General features: G+C 39.0%; 16 protein-coding genes and 1 pseudogene. 15 read left to right on the forward strand and 2 right to left on the reverse strand.

Features of this window, described 5'->3' with window-relative positions:
* From L654_RS0107190 to L654_RS0107200, 3 genes are all read left to right on the forward strand, one after another.
* The coding region (locus L654_RS0107190; protein ID WP_024606672.1) for an energy transducer TonB at positions 1 to 396 on the forward strand (396 nt) is incomplete at its 5' end.
* An 11-nt stretch (positions 397 to 407) separates the two neighbouring features.
* Positions 408 to 1,667, forward strand: a complete 1,260-nt coding sequence (locus tag L654_RS0107195) for a tetratricopeptide repeat protein (RefSeq protein ID WP_024607674.1) — start codon at positions 408 to 410, stop codon at positions 1,665 to 1,667.
* A gap of 61 nt (positions 1,668 to 1,728) precedes the next feature.
* Positions 1,729 to 2,772, forward strand: a complete 1,044-nt coding sequence (locus L654_RS0107200) for a hypothetical protein (protein WP_024607675.1) — start codon at positions 1,729 to 1,731, stop codon at positions 2,770 to 2,772.
* 16 nt (positions 2,773 to 2,788) lie between these two features.
* On the opposite strand, the pseudogene L654_RS01000000125690 reads toward L654_RS0107200, so the two are convergent.
* Positions 2,789 to 3,110: pseudogene (locus tag L654_RS01000000125690) on the reverse strand (conjugal transfer protein TraR).
* A 61-nt stretch (positions 3,111 to 3,171) separates the two neighbouring features.
* The gene (locus L654_RS0107210) at positions 3,172 to 4,152 is read right to left on the reverse strand and encodes a tRNA-dihydrouridine synthase (RefSeq protein ID WP_007583877.1); all 981 of its coding nucleotides are present in this window, start codon (positions 4,150 to 4,152) and stop codon (positions 3,172 to 3,174) included.
* Between the two features lie 225 nt (positions 4,153 to 4,377).
* Here L654_RS0107210 and L654_RS0107215 point away from each other — a divergent pair, with 225 nt between their 5' ends.
* From L654_RS0107215 to adk, 12 genes are all read left to right on the forward strand, one after another.
* Entirely contained in the window at positions 4,378 to 4,911 is a 534-nt protein-coding gene (locus L654_RS0107215; protein WP_010553389.1) for a hypothetical protein, read from the forward strand.
* 67 nt (positions 4,912 to 4,978) lie between these two features.
* Positions 4,979 to 5,836: a DUF692 domain-containing protein gene (locus tag L654_RS0107220; RefSeq protein WP_024607676.1), complete on the forward strand. Its 858-nt coding sequence runs from the start codon at positions 4,979 to 4,981 to the stop codon at positions 5,834 to 5,836.
* Positions 5,837 to 5,872: 36 nt separating this feature from the next.
* Complete coding sequence (locus L654_RS0107225; protein WP_024607677.1) at positions 5,873 to 6,625, forward strand: putative DNA-binding domain-containing protein; 753 nt, start codon at positions 5,873 to 5,875, stop codon at positions 6,623 to 6,625.
* 72 nt (positions 6,626 to 6,697) lie between these two features.
* The gene (locus tag L654_RS1000000128550) at positions 6,698 to 6,820 is read left to right on the forward strand and encodes a hypothetical protein (RefSeq protein WP_002962301.1); all 123 of its coding nucleotides are present in this window, start codon (positions 6,698 to 6,700) and stop codon (positions 6,818 to 6,820) included.
* A gap of 170 nt (positions 6,821 to 6,990) precedes the next feature.
* On the forward strand, positions 6,991 to 7,536 hold the full coding sequence (gene apt / locus L654_RS0107235; protein WP_007584093.1) for an adenine phosphoribosyltransferase: 546 nt from the start codon (positions 6,991 to 6,993) through the stop codon (positions 7,534 to 7,536).
* 3 nt (positions 7,537 to 7,539) lie between these two features.
* Positions 7,540 to 10,065 carry a DNA polymerase III subunit gamma/tau gene (dnaX, locus tag L654_RS0107240; RefSeq protein ID WP_024607678.1) on the forward strand — a complete coding sequence of 842 codons (2,526 nt, stop codon included), beginning with the start codon at positions 7,540 to 7,542 and terminating at the stop codon, positions 10,063 to 10,065.
* Positions 10,066 to 10,125: 60 nt separating this feature from the next.
* On the forward strand, positions 10,126 to 10,452 hold the full coding sequence (locus L654_RS0107245) for a YbaB/EbfC family nucleoid-associated protein (RefSeq protein ID WP_002962306.1): 327 nt from the start codon (positions 10,126 to 10,128) through the stop codon (positions 10,450 to 10,452).
* A 7-nt stretch (positions 10,453 to 10,459) separates the two neighbouring features.
* Complete coding sequence (gene recR, locus L654_RS0107250) at positions 10,460 to 11,068, forward strand: recombination mediator RecR (RefSeq protein ID WP_008165968.1); 609 nt, start codon at positions 10,460 to 10,462, stop codon at positions 11,066 to 11,068.
* 295 nt (positions 11,069 to 11,363) lie between these two features.
* Positions 11,364 to 13,265, forward strand: coding sequence for an MFS transporter (locus L654_RS0107260; RefSeq protein ID WP_024592696.1), 1,902 nt, complete (start codon positions 11,364 to 11,366; stop codon positions 13,263 to 13,265).
* Positions 13,266 to 13,269: 4 nt separating this feature from the next.
* On the forward strand, positions 13,270 to 13,995 hold the full coding sequence (locus tag L654_RS0107265; protein WP_033027738.1) for an RluA family pseudouridine synthase: 726 nt from the start codon (positions 13,270 to 13,272) through the stop codon (positions 13,993 to 13,995).
* 118 nt (positions 13,996 to 14,113) lie between these two features.
* Positions 14,114 to 16,027: a molecular chaperone HtpG gene (gene htpG, locus L654_RS0107270; protein WP_024592695.1), complete on the forward strand. Its 1,914-nt coding sequence runs from the start codon at positions 14,114 to 14,116 to the stop codon at positions 16,025 to 16,027.
* A gap of 188 nt (positions 16,028 to 16,215) precedes the next feature.
* Positions 16,216 to 16,860: an adenylate kinase gene (gene adk / locus L654_RS0107275; protein ID WP_010553395.1), complete on the forward strand. Its 645-nt coding sequence runs from the start codon at positions 16,216 to 16,218 to the stop codon at positions 16,858 to 16,860.
* Positions 16,861 to 16,887 lie beyond the last annotated feature (27 nt).

Genomic DNA, 16,887 nt, shown 5'->3' on the forward strand with positions numbered 1-16,887 from the left:
CCGCCACAGCCGGAAAATAATAATCCAAACCCTGGTGCTATGTCATTTAACATGGGTAGCATTGATGTTGGTAGTTCAGCTGGTGGACTAAGTGGTCCTGGTGCATTTGGACGAGATGGTGATGCGACACCTATCGTTCGTATAGAACCAAAATATCCAACGCAAGCAGCACGTGATGGCAAAGAAGGTTGGGTACAACTTTCATTCACAATTGATGAGTTAGGTGGAGTAACTGACGTTGAAGTAATTGACGCAGATCCAAAACGTATCTTTGACCGTGAAGCTAAACGCGCACTGCGTAAGTGGAAGTACCGTCCTAAGATCATTGACGGAAAACCACAGAAACAACCAGGTTTACAAGTTCAATTAGACTTTAAACTTAACCAAGGCAACTAAGGAGGCGAGTAATGAGAAATTTTTCTAAAGTAACTGCTCTTGCGATTCTTATGTCTGTGACTGGTGCTACTTTAAGTGCATCTGTTTTAGCAGCGCCAGATTACGCAAAGATTGAAGAGCGTAAAAAAGCAAAAACTAAAATCATGGGCGAGCGTACTGGTAAAAAGGTAATTAAAGCATTTGACTTGTACAACGAAGAAAAAGTTGATGAAGCAATTGTTTTGCTTAGAGAGATTGAACCTTCGAATGACTTTGATAAAGCGACCGTAAATCGTTACTTAGGTAGCATGTACGCTCAAAAAGAAAAGTATGACGAAGCGATTAAGTACTCTAAGCAAGCAGTTGCCCCTGATGTTTTAAACTTTGCTGATCAAGAACAAACTCTAAAGCTGTTAGGTGATTTATACGCTGGCACAGAAAAGTATCAAGAAGCCAAAAAAGCTTATGTTACTTGGATGGATTTTACCGGTGAAGAAGATCCTACGGTTTACACGCGTATTGCCCAAGCTAACTATCAGTTAGAGCAATTTCGTGATGTTTTTGAACCAGCAGATAAGGCAATTAAACTTCAAAAAGAACCTAATAAAGGTCCTTACCAATTAAAACTGGGTGCATACTTTGAACTTAAAGATTATGCAAACATGGTTAAGATTGGCGAAGAGATTGTTCGTGTATGGCCTGATGATAAAAAAGCTTGGGTTAGCTTAGGTAAATATTACCTACAAACCGAAGACTATCAAAAAGGTTTAGCAACGATGGAAGTTGCTTACAAGAACGGTTACTTTGAAAATGAAGTTGAGTATAAAGTCTTATCTAACTTTTACTCTCTAAACGAGATCCCTTTTAGAGCAGCTGTAACGCTAGAAAAGGCCGTTAAGAGTGAAAAAGTAAAACGTACAAAGCAGAATGTTAGCGCGATTGCTAGTAACTATCATCGCTCTAAGGATCTAGAAAAAGCTGCTAAGTACTACGAAGAAGCTGCTAAATTTGATGACGACGCTGAACTTTACCGTAAAGCTGGTTCATTACTTTTACAATCTGAAAAATTCAGTGCTGCTGTTGTTCGTTTGAACAAAGCATTAGAGCTTGGCTCTGACAAAAAAGGTACTATTTATTCAGATTTAGCTGAAGCGTATTACTATCAAGGTAAGTATAAGCAAGCATATGCTGCAATTACTAAAGCTATGGATGACCCTCGCACACGTAAGTTTGCAAAAGGTTGGTCTACATATATTAAAGATAAAGCCGCTCGCAACGGTGTTAAAATTTAATTTTAATTAGCTAAAGCAACTTATAAAAAGCCCCTCTGGGGCTTTTTTTATTGGAACTACTATGTATAAAAAGCTCTCTTTTTCATTACTACTGTGCTTATTTTTAGCTGCATGTTCAAAGCAGCCTCAACCTTATGAGTCATTTGAAGACGCACAAGTTGCTTTAAAAACTTTAAACATGGCACTTGTACAACCAGACGCTAAAAAAATCGATAGGATTACTAAAGAGCAATTGGTCTTTTCTGATGCGTATTTAGTTAAACGTCATACTATTTATCAGAACCTAATGGGTATGGAGCTTAATCTCAATCAAATTGCACAAGTAAACTACTTGGTTATTGCAGAGCGCTTTCCTGAGCGCTATTTTAATTGGCCGGCTCAAGTAGACGTATTAAAAAACATGCTTGCTTTTGAGGGTTCAAAAAGTACGCCGGATAATATTATTACTTGGCTTAAGTTAACCCAAGATACGCTAGACAGTGCTAAACAAAGCAATTTAAAGCTGAATAAAATTGAGCTCACACTACTACAAAGCTATGTATTGAGTGCGATAGGTAGTAATGACGTTCAACCAGCGCTTAAGAGTCATATAAGAGCTTTTAGCGATTATTTAGCTAGTTACAAGCCTAGAGGTAGTGTTGGTCTGAGAGGCCTGCCAAATGGGTCACAGTGGTATCAGAGCAAACTAAATTACTTTAGTGGCGAAGTACATTCACCGCTAGAGTGGGTTACTATTTTAAATGAAAATATAAAAGTATTAGATCGTGTTGCATTCGACAGTAAATTGTCTATTTCTCATAAAAAATCGTTTTTAGTGCAGTATCTATCGAATGAAAAATTAATTGAAGGGCTTGATTGGCAGGCTGATTATCAAGACTTACCTGCAATGGCGAGCAATATGAACATGTCTGATAAAGATAAAACATTGATGCTTGCAATGATGGAATCAGATATTGGCATTCATTACCATGCGTGGACTTTGCCACAGGCAAAGGTGAATCTTATGAAACGCTTAGAAATCACCCAAGAAGAGGCTCAATATTTAGTTGAAGATATAATACTCTACCCAGGGCAATCATTTAGCTTTATACAACAAATTATATAATGATTTGAAAGTGCGCTTATTGTGCGCACTTTGTACACCGTTGGGTTGCGGGATCTAGTTCAAGTGATTTGGCTGGTATTTTTTCTTCACAGTCGNTAGCCATATTGCCCAATTTCTATTTGGCTGACCGCTGCTTCTAATTTAGTCATGCGACTGATCAAAAACGCATACTCAGGACCTAGCTTCTCTGCTGCACAGTCTAACCATTCATTGTTTGCTGTATTATCTAAAATTTGTATTAAATGCTGATGTGTAGGGTAGGCTGATTTAGAAAGCATAGTTAATATATTTAATTTAATTTGTGCTATTTCATCGTTTAGTCTTTTTTGATGATGCATTATCAGTACAACCTTATTAAATTGGCTTCACGTTATACTGATATTATCTAGAGGCTTTAGGTTAGCCGTTATGATTTGAATCAAGTTGCGGTGCTTTGGCGTATTTATTTAATACGCTTGCCACATCTTCTTTACTTTTTAAACGCCTGATTTCATCAAATAAATCGATCGCTTGCGGGTATTGGCGTTTAAGGTAACCTAGCCATTGCTTTGTACGAGAAGCAAAATACTTTTCATCTTTTGCAGGGTCTTGATGAATAGCAGAGTGGATTAAGTGATAAATAATATGCTCCCATTGAAGGCCATCATATTGTTCATTATTTACATGAGCTTTAATTTTTTTTGCTAAATCAGGGTGCGAAAGGGCGCCACGACCAAGCATCAAATCAGTACATCCACTTCGTTTTTGGCAAAGCATTGCGTCCTCAACTTGCCAAATTTCACCATTGGCAACAACGGCAATATTTTTATCTTTTATTATTGGTGGAATTTTTTCCCAATAAGCTGGCGGGTTATAACCATCACGTTTGGTTCTGGCGTGTATAGCTACACTATTTGCGCCTGCGCTTACCACAGCATCAACAATTTCTTGGCTGTTACTGTCATCATCAAAGCCTAAGCGAATTTTTGCACTTACTTCATGTTTATCATCTACAGCATCTCGGACTGCTTTAATAATCGTATACATGTGGTCAGGATCTTTAAGCAGTACAGCACCCCCTCGACTACGATTAACGGTTTTTGCTGGGCAACCAAAGTTAAGGTCGACCCCATGAGATCCTAAAGCAATTGCTCTTACTGCATTTTCGGCTAACGGATTTGCTTCTTGGCCGAGTAATTGAACACGCACAGGAGTACCTGCTCGCGTAAATCCATTATTATGTAGTTCAGGGCAAAATCGATGAAAAACTTTATCAGGTAAGCATGTTTCAACCACTCTTACAAACTCGGTAACGCACAAATCGAACCCACCAATGTCTGTAAGTAATTGGCGCATTTTAAAATCAACGACACCTTCCATAGGTGCTAAAACAAGTTTCATAAAGTGATTAATTTTGATAAAAAACTGGACGCATAGTTTACCTGTAAATCACACATTGATAAATCTGTAATTACCAACCATATTTAATGTAGAAACCGCAAAAGTAAATATTATGAAAATAAATGAAAGTTTTTATTCTTGTACAGGTCTACTTAAGCATACAAGCAATTTAAAATACATTTTTATTGCTGAGATTTACAATACTTGATTAAAGAGAGTCACAAAATGAATACAGTTAAAAAAAATACAATCGCGTTAACTTTAGGTGCAGTAGTTGTTGGCTCTGCAAGCTTTGTATCTGCAGATGTACAAGCCAACCCATTTGAGTTTCAACAATTAGTGACAGGTTACCAACTAGACGCTAAAGAAGGTAAGTGTGGTGAAGGTAAATGTGGCGGCGATGCTAAAGATGCAAAAGCTAAAACAGAAGGTAAGTGTGGTGAAGGTAAATGTGGCGGCGATGCTAAAGATGCAAAAGCTAAAACAGAAGGTAAGTGCGGCGAAGGTAAATGTGGCGGCGATGCAAAAGATGCAAAAGCTAAAACAGAAGGCAAGTGTGGCGAAGGTAAATGTGGCGGCGACGCAAAAGATGCAAAAGCTAAAACAGAAGGCAAGTGTGGTGAAGGTAAATGTGGCGGCGATGCAAAAGATGCAAAAGCTAAAACAGAAGGCAAATGTGGTGAAGGTAAATGCGGCGGCGATGCTAAAAAAACTAAAAAAGAAGGTAAGTGCGGCGAAGGTAAATGTGGCGGTCGTTAATATCTTATTCTAAATAAGTTATGCTAAAAGGGCCTTAAGGCCCTTTTTTGATAAGTTAGAGGTAGTTATGACACAAATCCAGAGTACAGATTTCGGGATGGTGGGCCTTGGCCTACGACGAGAAATGCTTGATGAACTGCTTGAACACGTACCTAATCAAGTAGATTTTTTGGAAGTTGCGCCAGAGAACTGGTTAAAACTAGGTGGACGCTTTAAAAAGCAATTTAGAACATTAACAGATGCAAATAATTTTGTGTGTCATGGATTATCACTGTCTATCGGTTCACCCGAACCACTGGATGTTGAATTTGTTAAATCTTTAAAAGTTTTTTTTGAAGAGCACAATATAAAAATTTTCAGTGAGCACTTAAGTTACTGTTCCGGTACAGGCCATATGTATGACTTAATGCCTATTCCGTTTACACAAGATGCAATAGCACATGTTGTCCCTCGTATTAAACAAGTACAAGACATACTTGAGCAGCAAATTGCGATAGAAAATGTTTCCTATTATGGCGCTCCTGGACAGCAATTATCAGAGCTGGAATTTACAAATACCATTTTAGAGCAAGCAGACTGCAAGCTTTTACTGGATGTGAATAACATTTATGTGAATTCGATTAATCATGGCTATAACGCACAAGTGTTTTTAACAGGGTTACCCTCTAATCGTATCGCCTATGGGCACGTTGCAGGCCATTATAATGAGGCTGATGACTTAATAGTTGATACACATGGTGCTGATGTCATTGATCCTGTGTGGGAGCTACTGGATAAAGCATATGAAGTGCATGGCGTATTTCCAACCTTGCTTGAGCGCGATTTTAATATCCCTACCATGAATATTTTAACCAAAGAGTTAGATATAATTCATGAGCTACAAGCTAAACACATTACTTCAACTGTTTTAAAACAACGAGCTTAATATAAGCCTTTATAAATATTAAAAGAGTGCCTGGTTATGAGCTTTATTGAAATACAAAACGAATTTATGGCGCATATTCGCGAGCCTAAAAAAAATAAAAAGCCCAGCGGTATCGAAGACAGAAGTATGGCCATTTATCGCGACCTATTTTTTAATAACATTGAAGGTTTTATATCATCAGGTTTTCCGGTATTAAAAACCTTATATACAGACAAGCAATGGCTGGTCCTTGTACGCAAATTTTTTAGCGAATATGATTGTCATTCGCCGTACTTTTTAGATATAGCAGGGGAGTTTATTAATTACTTATCAAGTGATTATAAAATGAAAAGATACGATCCCGTGTTTATGCTAGAACTTGCACATTATGAATGGGTAGAGCTAGATGTATCGATTGCACACGAAGATGAGCAAGAGCAAAAATTACAAACAACAGCGCTTACTAGTTCTGCTTTGTATTTATCGAAAACGGCAAGAAATTTAAGTTATCAATTTCCGGTTCAAAATATTAGCAATCGCTTTATACCAAAAGAGCCATCACCTCAGCCTAATTATTTTGTTGTATATAGAGATGAAGATGATGACGTTCAATTTCTGGCTACGAATGCGATGACTGCTTTGTTGCTATCAATTATTGAGGCAAGTGATGGAGCGACATTTGACGACGTTTGCCAACAGGTATTCGCTCATGCACCACAATTTAATGCAGATCAAATTGCTCAAGGCGCATTGGTTACCCTCAATGCAATGGTTGAACGCGGTGTAATTGTGACAAAAAATCAAGATTAAGGTCTTTATTGATGATTTTACATCGTCTATTATGGCAGCCTTATTTGTCGTGCTTAATAAAAGGTTGTACCAATGTCAGATGATAAAGACTTTAAAGATCCGTTCAATGCTACTTATTTTCTTGCTTTCTTAGCTGTATTTGCAGGGATTGGTTGTTTAAATGCAATATTAGGCTGGATCACTAGCTTAACTTAAAATGCATAGCGTTTATTAAGGCTGTTGCTTACTTCAGCCTTGAACCACTTTATTTTAATTACACCCCCATAGTTAATACTTCTTTTATAGTAACGCCAAACTCGCAATTAAAGGTTAGTTAAGGTTATAATCACCTGCTTTGTAATATAAACAATTGAGCAGTTAAAATTATGACTCAAGTAACACCAGCAATTATCAAAAACAGCATAACTACAATTGCTGATTATCCAAAGCCGGGCATCATGTTTCGCGATGTAACCACTTTAATGGCAAATCCAGAAGCCTTTAAAGCAACTATTGACGCGTTTATCGCAGAATATAAAGATCAGGGTTTTACTAAAATAATTGGCACAGAATCACGTGGCTTTATTTTTGGTGCGCCACTGTCTTACGCATTAGGCATTCCGTTTATTCCAGTTCGTAAACCAGGTAAGTTACCACGCGAAGTTATTCGTCAAGATTACTTACTTGAGTACGGTGAAGACACGCTAGAGCTGCATGTTGATGCAATTGTACCTGGCGATAAAGTATTATTAGTTGATGACTTATTAGCAACTGGCGGCACAATTGAAGCCACCGCTAAATTAGTTCATAAACTAGGTGGCGAAGCCACAGATGCTGCATTTGTTGTATCACTACCAGAGCTTGGTGGCGAGCAGCGCATCAAAAAAATGGGTATTAAAATCCTAAAATTGGTTGAATTCGAAGGCGAGTAATCGATGAGTTATCAGGTTCTAGCGAGAAAATGGCGTCCTCAAACCTTTCATGAATTGGTTGGGCAGTCTCATGTTAAGCAAGCGCTTGTAAATGCGCTTACACAAAATAGACTGCATCACGCTTATTTATTCACTGGAACCCGCGGTGTAGGTAAAACTACTATTGCGCGTATTTTTGCTAAAAGCTTAAATTGCGACGAAGGTATATCTGCAAATCCGTGTGGCCAATGTAGCAGCTGTTTAGATATAGAAGCAGGGCGCTACATTGACTTACTCGAAATAGATGCGGCTTCTCGTACAAGAGTAGAAGACACCCGCGAAATACTCGATAACGTTCAATATGCACCAACACGTGGACGTTATAAAGTATACCTAATCGATGAAGTTCACATGCTTTCTAAGCACAGCTTTAATGCGCTTTTGAAAACGCTTGAAGAGCCACCAGAGCATGTGAAATTTTTATTGGCGACGACCGATCCTCAAAAACTACCAGTTACTATTTTATCTCGCTGTTTACAATTCAACCTAAATGCCTTGTCGCAAAGTGAGATTAAAACACAGCTTGAACACGTACTTACTCAAGAGCAGCTTAGCTTTGATACCGATGCACTTAGCATTATTTCAAAAGCCGCTGATGGCAGTATGCGTGATGCACTTAGCTTAACCGACCAAGCTATCGCACAAACAAATGGTGATATTAATAACCAAGCAGTACAAACTATGCTTGGTTTAATGGATACTCATTATAGCCAAAGCTTGCTTGCAGCATTACTTGCACAAGATGGCGCTGCGCTAATGGATGAGATTGCGCAGGTGGCAAGTCGTAATCCTAATTATGTGGCATTGCTTGATGATTTAATTGCACTTACGCATTTGACTCAACTAACCCAGTTAGTGCCAGAAGCGGCAGGGCTAGATGAAAAAAATGTAGATTATATTGCTCATGTTGCACAACATACGAGCCCACAACAAATTCAAATTTATTATCAGTTACTGTTAAATGGTAAAAAAGATTTACAATGGGCACCAGAGCCTCGCTTAGGTTTTGAAATGATAATGCTAAGATTATTAGCATTTAAGCCTACAGACGCTCAACAAACTGTACACACAGTAAACGAAGAGCCGGCCCCAAATAAACAAGGCCGTGCAAATGCACTGCGAGATATATTAAATAAAAATAAAACATCGCAAAACACTGTAGCTAGCCAAAGTAGTGTCCCTGTAAATAATACTAAGCCAGTTAGCAATACAGAGCAGCCTAAATCCCTTGAGATAGAGCCTTTACCAAATGTTGCCGCTCAGACATCGAATAATGATGTCGTACAAAGTAATAATGCGCCTGCCCAAGTTGCAGTAGAGCAACCGGTTCAACAAAGTGAAAACGCTTTTGAACAACAGGCTTCAGCTAATGATCAACCACAAACCAATGTTGTTTCGGATGCTCAAGCCCAGCGCCAAAGTGAAGATGAAGCTTACATGCAACATAGTGATGCTGAGCAAACGTTAGCTTCGCAGTTTGATGATATAATGAGTAGCGCTGTAGATCAGGGTTTTAAACCTGCACCTACTGCAAACTCAGAGTCTTCACCAGAGCCCTTAACAAATCACAATGCAAGTACGCCAATAGCTGAACAAGAAGCGCAGGCGCAATCTGCCATTGCTCGTATTTTACGCGACAGAAACATATCGGGTGCGGGTAGGTTATCAGGCAAGAGTACAAGTACATCTGCAAATAATGTAGCAGTGCAGCCAAGCCAAGCGCCTGCTAAAAAGCCAGAACAGCATCCAAGAATGCCTAAAGCCCAAAGTGTTCATCAAGGTAGTGCAGATACAAGTTCAAGTGAGCTTAATAGCCCTTCAAGTACTGCGTCTGGCGATATCCCTCCTTGGGCAACTGATAGCGAAGGTGAGAGTGAAAAAAAGCATGAGCTCCCAGTAACAGGGAGCCAAACCCAGGCACATAATCACTCCAACATAAAGCCAGCTAGTAAGATTGATTTTAAAGCAAAGCACCAAACAATTACTGAAAATCTTGCGCCAGAATTACTTGAGCAAATAAACCCTCAAAAAGCGCCTGAAATAGTGCCAGAGGAAGTAAGTATTCCTGCCCCTGATGATTTTCAAAGCCCAATTAGTGAAATTAGATTTGCACATCAACAAGATGAATGGGCTTATTTAATTAAACGTATGGGACTGGGTGGTCGTATGCGCCAATTTGCATTGCATTCAATATTTACCAAGCAAGGCAACAGTTTACATATAGACGTTGATGAATCACAAAAGCATTTGGATACACCGATGCTTCGCCAAAGATTAGATGCCGCATTGTCGAGTATTTATGAGCATAACGTGTCGTTAAGTATTAATTTTGCTAAGGGAGTTATTGACTCTCCTTATCTTATTCAGCAAAAAATTGATGCAGGTCGTCATCAACAAGCAATCGATGTGATCACATCTGATGAAAACATAGTACAATTTCAGCAAGTATTTAGCGCCGAAATTGACGAAAACAGTATTCAGGCATTGTAATTACTTACAATCGCCCTTATGTTCATGTTAATTAATGTATTAAAAGAAAGAGAGAAAGTTATGTTTAAAGGTGGAATGGGCAACATGATGAAGCAAGCGCAGCAAATGCAAGATCGCATGCAAAAAGCCCAAGACGAAATCGCAACATTAGAAGTTGTTGGCGAAGCCGGTGCCGGTTTAGTTAAAGTAACCATGCTTGGTAACCACAATGTACGTCGTGTTCAGCTTGATGAAAGCCTTATGGAAGACGACAAAGACATGATTGAAGACTTACTTGCAGCAGCATGTAACGATGCTGTACGCCGTGTTGCTGAAGAAACACAAGAGCGCATGGGTAAAGTAACTGGCGGTATGCAATTACCACCAGGTATGAAAATGCCGTTTTAAGTAAATAATGCAACTTTCAGATAGTTTAAATCAGCTTATAGAAGCACTGCGCTGTCAACCGGGCATTGGTCCAAAATCAGCGCAACGTATTGCTTTTCACTTGCTTGAGCGCGACCGAAAGGGAGGCACTCAGCTGGGCAATGCATTGACTAAAGCAATGACAGCCATAGGGCATTGTCAGTCTTGTCGTACTTTTTGCGAACAAGCTCAGTGCGATATTTGTTTAAGTACAAAACGCCAAGACAGCGGCATATTATGTGTTGTTGAATCGCCTACTGATGTGCTTGCCATTGAGCAAACAGGTCAGTATTTAGGGCTATACTTTGTTTTAATGGGTCATTTATCGCCAATTGACGGTATCGGCCCTAAAGAAATTGGCTTAGACGTTTTAGAGCAAAAACTTGCTCAAGGCGGTATTAATGAGGTTATTTTAGCGACTAACCCTACCGTTGAAGGCGATACTACAGCTCATTATATTGCTCAGCTTTGTCATAAATATAAAGTAGGTGCTTCGCGTATTGCTCACGGTATTCCTGTGGGGGGCGAGCTTGATTTAGTAGATGGTAGAACGCTTATGCATGCTTTTAGCGGCAGGCGTTTAGTTACACAAGACTAACTCTAAGTTACTATTTGAAAAGATATTATAAAAGCCTACATGATTAAATTATGTAGGCTTTTTGTTTTTAAGGTAAGCTTAGAAGCAATCAAATACCAATTCGCAATAATACTTAATCATTTTGCGGGGCTAAACGTGTCGCTACCTGCGTTAAAAAATTCTCATTTAGAACAACTAAATAGCGAATTTTTTGCCTAGCTATCAACACGTTTTTCCGCCCTCAAAATAGATCATTTAATTAAACGAATTGGTATAATATATTTTTGGGCTATGTCTCTAATTAGTAAGGAATACAATGAAAGATAATCAACCCTACCAAGGTACATTACTGGGTAGTAAGCGTTTTTTACCGCTTTTTATTACGCAGTTTTTCTCAGCGATAAACGATAACGTGTATAAGCAATCAGTGCTTATTCTATTGATATTTCAGGCTGCAACGCTTGCTGATGGCGCACTTTATTCAAATATTGCTGCTGGGTTATTTATCCTACCTTTCTTTTTATTTTCAGGGATGGCGGGGCAGCTAGCTGAAAAAACAGAAAAATCCAAACTAATCAGAATCGTAAAGCTATGTGAAATCCCTATTATGGTTGTAGGGGCTGTCTCTATTTTAACGCAGTATGTTTGGCTGATGTTAGCCACCGTATTTTTAATGGGCGTACAAAGTACGTTTTTTGGTCCATTAAAGTACTCTATTTTACCGCAGCACGTAGCCCCTAACGAATTAACAAAAGCGAATGGCTTGGTTGAATCAGGCACGTTTGTAGCAATATTAATTGGTACAATTTTTGGCACCTATTATATTACTCAATCAGTAGGGCCTACGCTTATAAGTATTGCCGTATTAGTACTGGCTGTTATGGGTTATGTGAGCAGTCGCTTTATACCCATTAGTGAGGCAAACGAGCCTAACTTAAAATTTACCTATAATATATTTTCATCCACGAAAAACGTATTTTCAGCACTTAATTCGCAAACAGAATCGGTTGGTAAATCAGTACTTGGGATTAGTTGGTTTTGGTTAATTGGCGCAATTATTTTAACGTCCCTACCAAATTATGTAAAACACACAATGGGCGGCGATGAACTGGTTGTAACTAGCGCGCTTGTTGTGTTTTCACTAAGTATTGCTATTGGTTCGTTATTGTGTGAAAAGCTTTCTCGCTCTCGAATAGAATTAGGAATTGTGCCTTTTGGCGCTATTTTAATTACCTTGTTTTTATACTTACTGAGCCAAGAGAGCGCTATTAGCTCTTATTTACCTCAAAACCTTGAATTATTGACGCTTGATCAGTTATTAAAAACAGGCGACATGTTGTGGCATTTTGTATGGATGGCAGGCATTGGTATTGGCTCTGGTTTTTATACTGTACCTCTGTATGCGCTTATTCAACAGCGCACTGAAGAGTCGAGTCGCTCACGAGTTATAGCGGCTAACAATGTATTAAATGCACTGTTTATGGTGGGCAGTGCTGTTTTAAGTATTGTAACGCTGTCTGTTTTTCAGTGGAGTATTTCAGAGTTGCTACTGTTACTTGCTGGGCTAAACTTGCTTATATCTGTTTATATTTATACCAAAGTACCAGAGTTCTTTTTACGATTTATTATATATATTTTAGCTATTTGTATGTACAGAGTGCGTACAAAAGGTGAAAGTAATATTCCAGATGAAGGCGCTGCCGTTATAGTGTGTAATCACGTGAGCTTTGTCGATTGGATGTTTATTTTAGCAGCATCACCAAGGCCTATCCGATTTATGGTATTTGCCCCTATTTATTATTCGCCAGCCCTACATTGGTTATTTAAAATGGCCAAAGCTATTCCCATTAACAGTGAAAAAACCAATCCAGAAGCGTTTAAAAAAGCGTTTGACGAAGTGGCTGCTGCGCTTAATAAAGGCGAACTTGTTGGTATTTTCCCTGAAGGAAAACTAACCAGTGACGGCTCTATCGATATTTTTCGCCGTGGAATCGAGCGCATTATTGAGCGCTCACCTGTGCCCGTTATCCCTGTGCATTTAGGGGGCCTGTGGGGAAGTATGTTTAGCCGAAAAGCTAAGTGGCAACTACCACGATTAAAATGGTCTTTGGTGTCGGTTGCAGTAGGTACCCCGATTGCCGCTGACAAAGTAGTAGCAGACGATTTACGTGAGCAAGTATTGGCTTTAAAAGCGCTTCATTCAAAAGATATTGACTAATTTAATGGCTAACTCAACATCGCAAACACCTTCAGCACCACACATGATTGTTGATGACTTTGTAGCGCCTAAGTGCGACGGGTTTATTGAAATATTATATCAAGATGACGATATTTTATTGATCAATAAACCCAGTGGGTTATTAAGTTTGTCTGGTAAAAACCCCCTTAACTGGGACTCAGTACATTACCGTTTAGTACATGGTCAAAAAGAGTTAACAGCCGCATTTGCTGAGGCAAAGTTACCGCATCGGTTAGATTTGGGTACATCGGGCATTATGATTGTTGGATTAAACGCCAAAGCATCAAAGCACCTCAATAAACAGTTTCAGGCGCGTACTATCCAAAAGCGTTATGTAGCCATGTTAGAAGGGTGCTTAGCTGTTGATGAGGGGGAAATTACTGCACCAATAGCAAAAGATAAACTGCTTTTTCCGCGAGTTAAAATTTGCCAAACGACGGGCAAAGTAGCGGTGAGTGAATACAGTGTGCTTGAGCGGCTTAAACAACCGTGCAGAACCTTAGTGCAATTTACGCCTGTTACCGGACGTACCCATCAATTACGAATACATAGCCAGTTTATAGGGCACCCAATTTTAGGCTGTGATTTATATAAAAGTGCGCAAAGTGAGTACATGGCGGGACGCTTACAATTACATGCCAGCGATTTATATTTTGAACATCCAACAACAGGTGAAAAGATTCATATTAATTGTCCGCACCCATTTTAGATAAACGAGATATTCTATTTTTTCGTTTCACCTTTTTTTGATTTTTCCCTTGAAGTTCTAACACCTCACCCCATATTAAGTGCATAACGCAGACACTTTGCAAATTGGAGATATATAAATGACTGCAGCACAAAAAGAAACATTAGGCTTTCAAACAGAAGTAAAACAATTATTAAACTTAATGATTCATTCTCTTTATTCTAATAAAGAAATATTTTTACGCGAACTTGTGTCAAACGCATCAGATGCGGCAGACAAGTTACGCTTTTTAGCGCTATCTCAAGGCGACCTTTACCAAGGTGATGCCGATTTACGTGTTCGTATTAGCGCAGATAAAGAAGCAAATACAATTACCATTTCTGATAATGGTATTGGTATGACACGTGATGAAGTAATAAGCTCATTGGGTACTATTGCAAAGTCAGGTACTGCTGAGTTTTTCAAAAACTTAACGGGTGATCAAAGTAAAGATTCACAATTAATTGGTCAATTTGGTGTTGGTTTTTACTCAGCATTTATTGTTGCTGATTTAGTAACTGTTCGTACACGTAAAGCGGGTGAAACAACCGCTTACGAGTGGGAATCTCAAGGTGAAGGCGAATACACGCTTCAAGAAATTGAAAAAGAAGGCCGTGGTACCGACATTATTTTACATCTTCGTGATGAAGAAAAAGAATTTGCTGACGATTACCGCTTACGTGGCATTGTTACAAAATACTCAGACCATATTTCAACACCTGTACAAATGTTTAAAGCAGAAGTACCAGAGTCTGAAGGCGAAGACGGCGAAAAAATTCCAGCAGTACCAGGTGAGTGGGAAAGCATTAACCGTGCAACTGCATTGTGGACGCGTGATAAGTCAGAGCTTTCTGATGAAGAATACAAAGAGTTTTACAAGCACGTAAGCCACGACTGGGAAGATCCACTTAGCTGGGCACATAATAAGGTTGAAGGTAAAACTGAATACACGAGCCTTTTATACATCCCTAAAAAAGCACCTTTCGATTTATGGAACCGTGAACGTCAAAGTGGCTTAAAGCTTTACGTACAACGTGTATTTGTAATGGATGATGCTGAGCAGTTCATGCCAAGCTACCTTCGTTTTGTGAAAGGTTTACTAGATTCAAACGATTTACCTCTAAACGTATCTCGTGAAATCCTACAAGATAACAAAGTAACGCAGGCTATTCGTAAAGGGTGTACATCGCGCATTATTAAAATGCTTGAGCGTATGGCTAAAAACAAAGCTGACGATTACCAAGTATTTTGGAATGAGTTTGGTCAAGTAATGAAAGAAGGCCCAGCTGAAGATGCAGCAAATAAAGAAGCTGTTTGTAAGTTATTACGCTTTTCTTCTACTCATACTGATTCAGAAACGCAAGATGTGTCGCTTGAGCAATATGTTGAGCGCATGAACGAAGACCAAGACAAAATTTACTATGTAGTAGCTGATACATTTACTTCTGCGAAAAACTCTCCTCATTTAGAGATTTTCCGCAAAAAAGGTATTGAAGTATTGTTACTAAGTGACCGTGTTGACGAGTGGATGATGAGCCACTTAACTGAATTTGCTGATAAGCAACTACAGTCAATCACACGTGGTGATCTAGATCTAGGTAAGCTGGACGACGAAGAGACTAAAAAAGCACAAGAAGAGTCTGAAAAAGAAATGGCAGGCCTTGTTGAGCGTATTAAAACAGCACTAGGTGATGACGTTAAAGAAGTGCGCTTTACGCACCGCTTAACAGATTCTCCAGCATGTGTTGTAAGCGACGACAACGACATGAGCTCACAAATGCAAAAGCTAATGGAATCTGTTGGTCAAGCAGCCCCTGAAGCAAAACCTGTGTTTGAGCTAAACCCAGAGCATCAACTTGTTAAGCATTTGAATGACGAACAAGATGAAGATAAATTTTCACAGTGGTCACATGTTTTATTAGACCAAGCATTACTTGCAGAGCGCGGTACACTTAAAGATCCAACAGGATTTGTTACTCGCCTAAACAAACTAATGCTTGAACTAAGCAAGTAGTCAGTTAACTATTTAGTTAATAAAAGTATAAATTATATACTTTAAATAAAAGGGAACGTATGTTCCCTTTTTTAATGCGCTGTAAATGCATCAACGACTCATCAATTAGTATAAGTTGCTTGAGTATCGGCGGCGCTTGTGGAAGAATTCAGGCTTTAAAATAAATATCCATACTAGGGGACAATAATATGCGCATTATTCTTTTGGGCGCGCCGGGTGCAGGTAAAGGTACTCAAGCTCAGTTTTTAATGGACAAATACGGTATTCCACAAATTTCTACTGGCGACATGTTACGTGCAGCAATTAAAGAGGGCACGCCATTAGGCTTAGAAGCAAAAAAAGTAATGGATGCTGGTCAACTAATTTCTGACGATATTATTATTGGTTTAGTAAAAGAGCGTATTACTAAAGCTGATTGTGAGAAAGGTTTTTTACTTGATGGCTTCCCACGCACAATTCCTCAAGCTGATGCGATGAAAGAAAATGGCGTAGTGGTTGATCACGTTATTGAATTTGACGTGGCTGACGAAGTGATTGTTGAACGTATGGGCGGACGTCGCGTTCATCCTGGTTCTGGTCGTGTTTACCATATTGTATATAATCCACCAAAAGTGGAAGGTAAAGACAACGAAACTGGGGAAGACTTAATTGTTCGCGCTGATGATACTGAAGAAACAGTACGTAAACGTTTAGGTATTTATCACGAGCAAACTATGCCATTAGTTGATTACTACCAAGCAGAAGCTGCTGCTGGTAATACTCAATACCACAAACTAGATGGTACACAAGCTGTTGAAGCTGTAAGTTCACAACTTGGTGAGCTTTTAGGTTAATTATAAAAGCACATTAAAAAACCGCCA

Source organism: Pseudoalteromonas sp. TAB23, assembly GCF_000498075.1.
Taxonomy (GTDB): domain Bacteria; phylum Pseudomonadota; class Gammaproteobacteria; order Enterobacterales; family Alteromonadaceae; genus Pseudoalteromonas; species Pseudoalteromonas arctica.

What these genes read in the sequence shown, in the direction of transcription:
- L654_RS0107195 (WP_024607674.1), top strand. Translation starts at nt 408, where the DNA reads ATGAGAAATTTTTCTAAAGTAACTGCTCTTGCGATTCTTATGTCTGTG.
- L654_RS0107200 (WP_024607675.1), top strand. Translation starts at nt 1,729, where the DNA reads ATGTATAAAAAGCTCTCTTTTTCATTACTACTGTGCTTATTTTTAGCT.
- L654_RS0107210 (WP_007583877.1), bottom strand. Translation starts at nt 4,152, where the DNA reads ATGAAACTTGTTTTAGCACCTATGGAAGGTGTCGTTGATTTTAAAATG.
- L654_RS0107215 (WP_010553389.1), top strand. Translation starts at nt 4,378, where the DNA reads ATGAATACAGTTAAAAAAAATACAATCGCGTTAACTTTAGGTGCAGTA.
- L654_RS0107220 (WP_024607676.1), top strand. Translation starts at nt 4,979, where the DNA reads ATGACACAAATCCAGAGTACAGATTTCGGGATGGTGGGCCTTGGCCTA.
- L654_RS0107225 (WP_024607677.1), top strand. Translation starts at nt 5,873, where the DNA reads ATGAGCTTTATTGAAATACAAAACGAATTTATGGCGCATATTCGCGAG.
- L654_RS1000000128550 (WP_002962301.1), top strand. Translation starts at nt 6,698, where the DNA reads ATGTCAGATGATAAAGACTTTAAAGATCCGTTCAATGCTACTTATTTT.
- apt (WP_007584093.1), top strand. Translation starts at nt 6,991, where the DNA reads ATGACTCAAGTAACACCAGCAATTATCAAAAACAGCATAACTACAATT.
- dnaX (WP_024607678.1), top strand. Translation starts at nt 7,540, where the DNA reads ATGAGTTATCAGGTTCTAGCGAGAAAATGGCGTCCTCAAACCTTTCAT.
- L654_RS0107245 (WP_002962306.1), top strand. Translation starts at nt 10,126, where the DNA reads ATGTTTAAAGGTGGAATGGGCAACATGATGAAGCAAGCGCAGCAAATG.
- recR (WP_008165968.1), top strand. Translation starts at nt 10,460, where the DNA reads ATGCAACTTTCAGATAGTTTAAATCAGCTTATAGAAGCACTGCGCTGT.
- L654_RS0107260 (WP_024592696.1), top strand. Translation starts at nt 11,364, where the DNA reads ATGAAAGATAATCAACCCTACCAAGGTACATTACTGGGTAGTAAGCGT.
- L654_RS0107265 (WP_033027738.1), top strand. Translation starts at nt 13,270, where the DNA reads ATGGCTAACTCAACATCGCAAACACCTTCAGCACCACACATGATTGTT.
- htpG (WP_024592695.1), top strand. Translation starts at nt 14,114, where the DNA reads ATGACTGCAGCACAAAAAGAAACATTAGGCTTTCAAACAGAAGTAAAA.
- adk (WP_010553395.1), top strand. Translation starts at nt 16,216, where the DNA reads ATGCGCATTATTCTTTTGGGCGCGCCGGGTGCAGGTAAAGGTACTCAA.